This window comes from Streptomyces sp. NPDC004788 (genome assembly GCF_053601115.1).
In genome coordinates this window covers 47,123-55,197 of record NZ_JBSGBF010000051.1, presented here as the reverse complement: position 1 = coordinate 55,197, position 8,075 = coordinate 47,123, and the positions used below count along the sequence as shown (strand labels likewise).

The 8,075-nt window shown below is 74.8% G+C and carries 8 protein-coding genes and 1 pseudogene; 1 reads left to right on the top strand and 8 read right to left on the bottom strand.

Features of this window, described 5'->3' with window-relative positions; translation table 11 throughout:
- The 7 genes and pseudogenes from ACWEJX_RS22340 to ACWEJX_RS22310 form a co-directional block, all read right to left on the bottom strand.
- Positions 1-75 (bottom strand): annotated as a pseudogene (locus ACWEJX_RS22340) (SCO4402 family protein); the annotation flags it as partial.
- A gap of 62 nt (positions 76-137) precedes the next feature.
- Positions 138-845: a class III extradiol dioxygenase subunit B-like domain-containing protein gene (locus ACWEJX_RS22335; protein WP_451609166.1), complete on the bottom strand. Its 708-nt coding sequence runs from the start codon at positions 843-845 to the stop codon at positions 138-140.
- A gap of 19 nt (positions 846-864) precedes the next feature.
- The gene (locus tag ACWEJX_RS22330; protein WP_451609165.1) at positions 865-1,188 is read right to left on the bottom strand and encodes a hypothetical protein; all 324 of its coding nucleotides are present in this window, start codon (positions 1,186-1,188) and stop codon (positions 865-867) included.
- A 29-nt stretch (positions 1,189-1,217) separates the two neighbouring features.
- Positions 1,218-2,750: a tRNA (N6-isopentenyl adenosine(37)-C2)-methylthiotransferase MiaB gene (miaB, locus tag ACWEJX_RS22325; protein WP_403798732.1), complete on the bottom strand. Its 1,533-nt coding sequence runs from the start codon at positions 2,748-2,750 to the stop codon at positions 1,218-1,220.
- A 19-nt stretch (positions 2,751-2,769) separates the two neighbouring features.
- On the bottom strand, positions 2,770-3,471 hold the full coding sequence (locus tag ACWEJX_RS22320) for a HisA/HisF-related TIM barrel protein (protein WP_451609164.1): 702 nt from the start codon (positions 3,469-3,471) through the stop codon (positions 2,770-2,772).
- Entirely contained in the window at positions 3,471-4,535 is a 1,065-nt protein-coding gene (pdxA, locus tag ACWEJX_RS22315) for a 4-hydroxythreonine-4-phosphate dehydrogenase PdxA (RefSeq protein ID WP_451609163.1), read from the bottom strand. The genes ACWEJX_RS22320 and pdxA overlap by 1 nt, the downstream gene beginning before the upstream one ends.
- On the bottom strand, positions 4,532-5,629 hold the full coding sequence (locus ACWEJX_RS22310) for a four-carbon acid sugar kinase family protein (protein WP_451609162.1): 1,098 nt from the start codon (positions 5,627-5,629) through the stop codon (positions 4,532-4,534). The genes pdxA and ACWEJX_RS22310 overlap by 4 nt, the downstream gene beginning before the upstream one ends.
- Before the next feature lie 119 nt (positions 5,630-5,748).
- Here ACWEJX_RS22310 and ACWEJX_RS22305 point away from each other — a divergent pair, with 119 nt between their 5' ends.
- Positions 5,749-6,660: a LysR family transcriptional regulator gene (locus ACWEJX_RS22305; RefSeq protein WP_451609161.1), complete on the top strand. Its 912-nt coding sequence runs from the start codon at positions 5,749-5,751 to the stop codon at positions 6,658-6,660.
- On the opposite strand, the gene ACWEJX_RS22300 is transcribed toward ACWEJX_RS22305, so the two are convergent.
- Positions 6,653-8,026 carry a hypothetical protein gene (locus ACWEJX_RS22300; protein ID WP_451609160.1) on the bottom strand — a complete coding sequence of 458 codons (1,374 nt, stop codon included), beginning with the start codon at positions 8,024-8,026 and terminating at the stop codon, positions 6,653-6,655. The genes ACWEJX_RS22305 and ACWEJX_RS22300 overlap by 8 nt on opposite strands.
- Positions 8,027-8,075: the final 49 nt, after the last annotated feature.

Here is an 8,075-nt window from a genome sequence, read left to right as displayed (position 1 = left end):
GTCCCCGTCGGCCGTCGCCATGCGTATGTGCGCCTCGCGCGCGGCCCGCACCGCCTCCGGCCAGCCGTGGTGCTCTTGCCGTGGCCGTGCGGACCAGGGACGGACCAGGGACGGGTCGGGTACGGGTCGGGTACGGGTCAGCTCCAGGCGGCCACGAAGTAGCCGACGCCGTAGGGCGCGTCCTCGTACAGCAGCCGGCCCGCCAGGTCCGCGCCCTCGGCGGCGCCCGCGAGCACCTGCCACGGGGCCCGGCCGGCCGCCTTCAGCTCGTACGCGAGCCGCTCGTCGAGGGCGAGCAGGGCCGCGGTATCGGCCTCGCCGAGCGCCCGCGCGACCTCCGCGTCGAAGCCCTCGGCGCGCTCGTCCAGGTAGCCGGGCGCCTTCACCGTACGGCAGGCGCTGCCGTCGCCCATCACGAGCAGCGCGACCCGCTCCGCCGACCCGGCGATCTCCCGCCCGGTCGCGGCACACCGCGCCGCCTCCAGCGGCTCCCCGACCCCGAGGCCCTCGACGGGCGCGTCGGCCCAGTCGGTCCGCTCCAGGAGCCAGCCGGCCACGGCGAGCGACGCGGGCAGCGGCCGCTCGCCGCCGGGCCCGCTGCCGAGCCGTACGGTCCGCTCGACGCCGAACCCGGCGAACGACCCGGCCGACCCGCCCGGGAACACGCCCCGCGCACCCTCGGCGGCGGGCCCGACCACCACGAGCCGGTCGGGACGGGAGGCGGCGAGCACCCCGAGCGCGTCGGAACAGGCCGTACGCGCCTCGGCGAGCTCGGCGGCGGCACCGGCCGCGACGGCGGGCACGAGCAGCGGGGGGCAGGGACAGACGGCGGCGGCGACAAGCATGATCCGCAGCCTACTGCCGCTAACGGGCTGGTGGACGGTCCTCCGGAGTCGCGGTCCCCGCCGGCCAGGCCGGGTACGCGGCGTCCGGGTCGGCCGAGTCGTACACCAGCTCGGCGAGGCTCAGGACCGTGTCCGTGATCCCCACGAGCCCCATCACCCGGACGAGACAACGGTCCTCGCCCAGGCGGTACACCCAGCGTCGCTTCTCCCGCATCGGCTTGTGGTAGGTGAGCGCGAAGCGCCGCAGCGCCGCCTCGGCCTCCGCCCGACTGCCGGTCATCTCGGTCACCAGCTTGGCGTCTGCCCCGGACACGTCCTGCGCGACGACGGCCCACTTCCCCATGCGGTCCCCCCGTTGGTGTCGTGTCGGTGTCAGTGGCTCCCGCACGCCGGCGCGTCCGCGACCGGCAGCGGCTCCGGGACGCCGATCTTCGGCAGGCCCAGCATCACGCCCGCCGGCTTCGCCGCCGCGTCCGCCTGGCGCTTCTCCCAGGCGTCGCCCGCGCGGGTGCGGCGGACGGCGGTGGTCGGGCCCTCGGCGAGGAGGTGGTGCGGGGCGGCGTAGGTGATCTCAACGGTCACGACGTCGCCGGGGCGCACGTCCTCGTCCGGCTTGGTGAAGTGGACGAGGCGGTTGTCGGGGGCGCGGCCGGAGAGGCGGTGCGTCTCGCCGTCCTTGCGGCCCTCGCCCTCGGCGACCATGACCTCGAGGGTGCGGCCGACCTGCTTCTTGTTCTCCTCCCAGGAGATCTCCTCCTGGAGGGCGACGAGGCGCTCGTAGCGCGCCTGCACGACCTCCTTGGGGATCTGGCCCTCCATGGTGGCCGCCGGGGTGCCGGGGCGCTTTGAGTACTGGAAGGTGAAGGCGTTCGCGAAGCGGGCCTCGCGGACGACGTGCATGGTCTGCTCGAAGTCCTCCTCGGTCTCGCCGGGGAAGCCCACGATGATGTCGGTGGAGATGGCGGCGTGCGGGATGGCGGCGCGCACCTTCTCGATGATCCCGAGGAAACGCTCCTGCCGGTACGAGCGGCGCATCGCCTTCAGGACGGTGTCCGAGCCGGACTGCAGCGGCATGTGCAGCTGCGGCATCACGTTCGGGGTCTCGGCCATGGCGGCGATGACGTCGTCCGTGAAGTCGCGCGGGTGCGGCGAGGTGAAGCGGACCCGCTCCAGGCCCTCGATCTCCCCGCAGGCCCGCAGCAGCTTGCTGAACGCCTCGCGGTCGCCCAGGTCGGAGCCGTACGCGTTGACGTTCTGGCCGAGCAGGGTGATCTCGGAGACGCCCTCGCCGACCAGCGCCTCGATCTCGGCGAGGATGTCGCCGGGACGGCGGTCCTCTTCCTTGCCGCGCAGCGCGGGGACGATGCAGAAGGTGCAGGTGTTGTTGCAGCCGACGGAGATGGAGACCCAGGCGGCGTAGGCGGACTCGCGGCGGGTCGGCAGCGTCGACGGGAACGCCTCCAGGGACTCCGCGATCTCGACCTGCGCCTCCTCCTGGACGCGGGCGCGCTCCAGGAGCACCGGCAGCTTGCCGATGTTGTGGGTGCCGAAGACGACGTCGACCCAGGGGGCCCGCTTGACGATGGTGTCGCGGTCCTTCTGCGCCAGGCAGCCGCCGACGGCGATCTGCATGCCGGGCCGGGCGGCCTTCATCGGCGCGAGGTGGCCGAGGTTGCCGTACAGCTTGTTGTCGGCGTTCTCGCGGACCGCACAGGTGTTGAAGACCACGACGTCGGCGTCACCGTTGGAGCCCTCGGGGGCGCGCACGTAGCCGGCGTCCTCCAGGAGGCCGGAGAGCCGCTCGGAGTCGTGGACGTTCATCTGACACCCGTAGGTGCGTACTTCGTAGGTTCGCGTCACGCCCTGCTCGGCCACGGCTCCGGTCCCGTCTTTGCTGCTGGTCACCTGACAAGGGTAAGGGGGCCTAGAGGGGTGTGGTGCCGAGCGGGCCGGGGGCCGGCGGCCGGCTCGCCTCCAGGACCGCCGTGAGCTGGGCGGCGAGGCCGCCCGCGGTCGGCCGGACCGTGCCCGCGAAGGCCGCCGAGCCGACGGTGAAGGCGTCCGCGCCCGCCTCCGCCAGGGCCCGGATGCGGGCCGGGGTGTCGATGGAGCCGGCGACGACGAGCCGGCCGGTGGTCGCGGCGCGGGCGGCGCGGACCAGGTCGAGCGGTTCGGCCTCGGTGGCGCGGTGGGCGAGCAGGTCGACGCCCGCGCAGCCGGCGGCCTCGGCGCGGCGGCAGTCGGCGGCGATCCGGGCCGGGGTGCCGGCCAGGCGGGTCGGGTGGCCCTGGGGCTCGCCGACGAAGGGCAGGTAGCGGATCCGGCTCCCGGCGAGCAGGGCGAGGGTCTCGTCGATCCAGGTGCCGCCCATCAGCCAGTCGACGCCGAGGTCGACGGCGGCACGGACCGAGTCGAGGGCCTGGTCGCGGCCGGTGGCGACGACCTCCAGGTGGCTGGTGGCGCCGAGCTGCCGGATCCGCTCGTGCAGCAGGCGCAGGGTGGCCGGGTCGACGCCGACGTCCTTGAAGCCGATGTGGGTGATGCCGAGCTCGCGGATCGAGTCGAGGACGTGGAGGCAGTCCGTGACGGTCCGGTCGGCCCGGGTGAGCATGAAGACGAAGTCCATCAGAAGTCCTGGGGCGTGAGCTCGGCGGCATGGCGCAGGGCGGTGAGCAGGCTGGCGGGGTCGGCGGTGCCGGTGCCCGCGAGGTCGAAGGCGGTGCCGTGGTCGACGCTGGTGCGGACGAAGGGCAGGCCGAGGGTGATGTTGACGCCGTGTTCCAGGCCCAGGTACTTCACCGGGATCAGGCCCTGGTCGTGGTACTGGGCGACGACGGCGTCGAACTCGCCCGCCCGCGCCCGCATGAACACGGTGTCGGCCGGCCAGGGCCCGCTCGCGTCGATGCCCTCGGCGCGGGCGGCGCGCACGGCGGGTGCGATGACGTCGAGGTCCTCGCGGCCGAAGAGGCCGTTCTCGCCCGCGTGCGGGTTGAGCCCGGCGACGGCGATCCGCGGCCCGGTGCTCCCGCCCCGGCCCCCGAGGGTCTCGTGGGCGAGGCGGATGGTGTCCAGTTCCCGCTCGACGGTGAGCGCGTCGAGCGCGGTGCGCAGTGACTGGTGGACGGTGACGAGGACGACCCGCAGTTCGTCGTTGGCCATCATCATCGCGTAGCGCTCGGTGCCGGTGAGTTCGGCGAGGATCTCGGTGTGGCCGGGGTGCGGCACGCCGGCGAGCCGGAGGGCCTCCTTGTTGACGGGGGCGGTGACGAGCGCCCGCACGTGCCCGGCGAGGGCGAGTTCGACGCCCTTGCGCACGTAGGCGTAGGAGGCCGCGCCCGCGGCGGCGGCGACGGTGCCGAGCGCGGGGTCGCCGGGCAGGCCCGTGCCCGCGGGGAGGACGTCGAGGACGCCGGGGGTGCGGCCGGCGCCGGCGGGGGTGTCGACCGTACGGACGCGGAGGCCGGTGCCGGTGGTGCGGCAGGCGCGGGCGAGGGCGCCGGGGTCGCCGACGACGAGGACGGGGGCGGGGCGGCGCGGGTCGGCGCAGACGCGGACGGTGATCTCGGGACCGATGCCGTGCGGGTCGCCCATGGTGACGGCGATGGGGCGGGTCAGCGGGTGTCCGGTCGACGGGTCTCCGGCCGACGGCTCTCCGGTCGACGAGTCTCCGGTCGACGGCTCTCCGGTCAACGGGTGCCTCCGGCCAGGAGTGCGGTGAGGCGGAGGAGGGTGCCGTCGTCGCCGAAGCCGCCCGCCTTGATCAGGACGGGCAGGCGGGGCGCGCCGGGGCCGTGCAGGGTGCCGCGGGCGATGCCGGGTTCGGGCTCGTCGTACAGCTCGATGCCGGTGGCGCCGAGCGCGCCGAGGACGGCGGCGGCGGTCTCCCCGCCGGTGAGGACGAGCCCGTCGGCCTGCCCGTCGCGCACGCGTTCCCGTACCTCCTCGGTGAGCCGGACGAGCGGCTCGGCCGGGTCGGCGGCGCGCTCCTCGGGGGTGTGCACGGCGGCGCCCACCGGCCGCAGCGCGGCGAGCTGGCGCCTGCTGGCCGGGTTGGCGCTGCCGACGACGGCCAAGGGGCGCTGCACGGGCGGGAGTTCGGACGGCGGTGCGGCGGGGTGACGGGGATATCGGCGGGCCAGGGCGTCGGCGAGGCCCGGGGAGCCGACCCAGAGGACGTCCTCGGGGCCGGGCAGGGCGGCGACGACGGCGTCGAGGTCGGCGTCGGAGACGGCGGAGCAGACGAACACGCCGCCCTGCTCGACCAGTCGGGGCAGTCCCGCGAGCCGGGCGGGTTCCGGCTCGACGAGGACCGCCTCGGGCAGGACGCGGGCGAGGTCGGCGGTGCGCACCGGGTGGGCCGGGTCGCGGGCGAACTCGCTCGCGTCGACCCGTACGCCCCGCACGTACTGCACTCCCGCCACCGTCGTACGGCCTTCGGCGGGGAAGGCGGGGGCCAGGATCGCGGCGCGGCGGCCGGATCCGTGGAGGGCGGCACGCAGTTCGGCGGCGACATGGCCGCGCAGGGTCGAGTCGACCGTCTTGAGCACGAGCTCGGCATCGGCGTACGTGGCGGCGGCACGCCGCGTACGGGCGGCGGCCTCGGTCTCGTCGACGATCCGGGTGCCGAGGTCGACGGCGGTGACGCCGTCGCCGGGAACGGGAGCGCCCGGCGCCGCCGGGTCGAAGAGGACGCGGGCGCGGTGGCCCGACCTGCGGAAGGGTGCGGCGCCGTCGGCGGCGCTGGTGAGGTCGTCGGCGAGGACGACGACGGTGGAAGGCGGCATCGCGGATGGGTCCCTCGATCGGCGCTGCTGGAGCGTGCGTGACGAGATCAACCATCGCGCCGCACGAACCCGCAGGACAAGCGATTCCTTCTCACTCCACCTGTGACTAGATTGCACACATGAGCTGGCCGGAGCTGCCCCCGCTGACCACCCTGCTGCCTTTCGAGGCGACCGTGCGGCACGCCAGCATGACCCGGGCCGCCCAGGAGCTCCACGTCACCCACGGTGCGGTCAGCCGGCAGATCCGGAACCTGGAGAAGGCCCTCGGCGCGGAGCTCTTCGAGCGCGGCCCGCGCTCGCTGCGGCCCACCCCGCAGGCCCGCCGGCTCGCCGCCGCCGTCCGGGACGCGCTGGACGTGATCGAGACGGCCGCCCGGGAGGTCTCGGGCCGGGAGCGGGACACCGGTCCGCTGGCGCTGTCCTGCGAACCGACGCTGCTCATGCGCTGGTTGATCCCGCGCCTGCCGGAGCTCGCGGCCGCGCATCCGGAGCTGACCGTGCACCTGTCGGCGGGTGGTGGGCCGGTGGCGTTCACGCCCGGCCGGCCGGGGGCCGTCGACGCGGCCCTTCGCCGGGACGACTTCCCGGTGCCGGACGGGGTGAGCCGGGTGCCGCTCTTCGACGAGTGGATCGGCCCGGTCTGCCGCCCGGAGGCGGCGGAACGCCTCCGGGCCGGGGCGCCGGTCACGCTGCTGCACACCGCGACCCGGCCGGCCGCCTGGACCGACTGGCGCCGCCTGACCGGCCGGTCGCCATCGGTGGCCGGCGAGCAGACCTTCGAGCACTTCTACCTCGCGCTCCAGGCCGCCGTCGCCGGCGTGGGCGTCGCCGTGGGCCCGTACGCACTCGTCCGCGACGATCTCGTACGGGGCCAACTGGCGGCCCCGTACGGCTTCGTCGCGGACGGCACGGGCTACGGGCTGCTCAGCCCGCGCCCGCCGGAGCGGGACGCGCGGATCGGCGCGCTGCTCGGCTGGCTGCGCGAGCAGGCGGCGGACCTGGCTCCGCCCGCCCCGTGCCGCATCAGTTGAGCGGGACGGTGCGGATCGCCCGTACCGCACCGGTGGCCGGCACCGGCACGCTGCGGACCCCCTTGTCCGTGGAGTAGGCGGCCGCCCCGGCGCCGACCGGCGTCGTGGTCATGGGCCGGTCGGCGGCGCAGCGCTGCTTCTCCGCCTCGGCCATCGGTCCGGTGCGCTGCAGCAGCCGGTCGGGCGTCCCGCGGGAGGGCCCGTCGATCACGGCGTGCAGCCGGTAGTCGTCCTTCTTGCTGAGGAACCAGCCCTCGACGCGCTCCCGGCTGGGCTGGAGCTCGATCCAGCTGACCTCGCCGGGCTGGATGTGCTCCACGACGTTGCGCTGCTCGCCGCTGAACCACTGCCAGGCGCGCTGCCAGCCCTTCTCGTACGCGAGGGAGAACTGGGCGGCGATCGGCGTGCTCCTGATCCGCTTCTCGTCCTCCGCGCGGTCGCCCGTGGTGGGCAGCTTGGCCGCGTCGATCAGGGCGACGCCGTCGGCGGCGTAGGTCTGGGAGACGCTGTCGTAGGCGCGCTCGGAGAAGGAGACGACCCGGGTGTGTTCGAGGGTGTTGCGGGTGCAGTTGACGAACGCCTCGCCGACGACCCGGGCCCGGTCGTAGTAGCGGAAGGAGGTACGGAAGTCGGGCCGGAAGACGCAGGAGTTCTCGCCGTTGCAGGCGCGCGCCGCGTTGGACAGGGTGGCCTCGCGCTCGTTGCCCTTGAACGCCTCGGCCCGGCCCAGGTCGGTCTTGTCGACGGTCTTGTCGAGCGCGGGCGGGACCTCGACGGCGCGGACGCGGGCGATCATCGGGCTGCACGCCGGCGGGATCTTGGGATCGGCGAGCCGGGAGGTGAAGGTGAGCGTCGGCTCGTTCTCGTTGGCCGTGAAGGCGTAGCTCCGCTTCGTCCAGACGCCGGACCCCGGCTTGCCCTTGACCCGGTCCGGATCGCCGGCGGTCGTGACGTCCGTGACCGTGCCACCGGAGCCCTGGACGCTGTACGGCTGGCCGCTCGCGACCTGTTCGCCGGTGCAGTCCTTGGAGACGGACGGGCTGTCCTCGTAACTGACGGTGACCTGGGCGCCCTTGCGGACGCCGCGGAGCCGCTGGCTGAGGGTGTTGCCGCCCTTGTCGAGGCCGACGCCGTAAGAGTCGTCGGTGCGGCCGGACGCGGACGGCGAGAAGCGCTGGTTCAGGCCGTTCCAGAAGTCGAGGCCGACGGTGGTGGGACCGGCGGCGGTCGTGGCGGGGGCGGCGAAGTCGCCGTTGAGGACGTCGACGGCCTGCGAGGCGGCGGCTTGGGCGGGGGCCGGTGAGCCGGCGAGGGCGGCGGGGAGCAGCAGGCTCGCTGCCGCGAGGGCGCGGAGAGAGGAAGACATGGGGACGAGCTCCTCGTGTGGGGGTGGTGCGTGCCAGGGGCGGGACGGA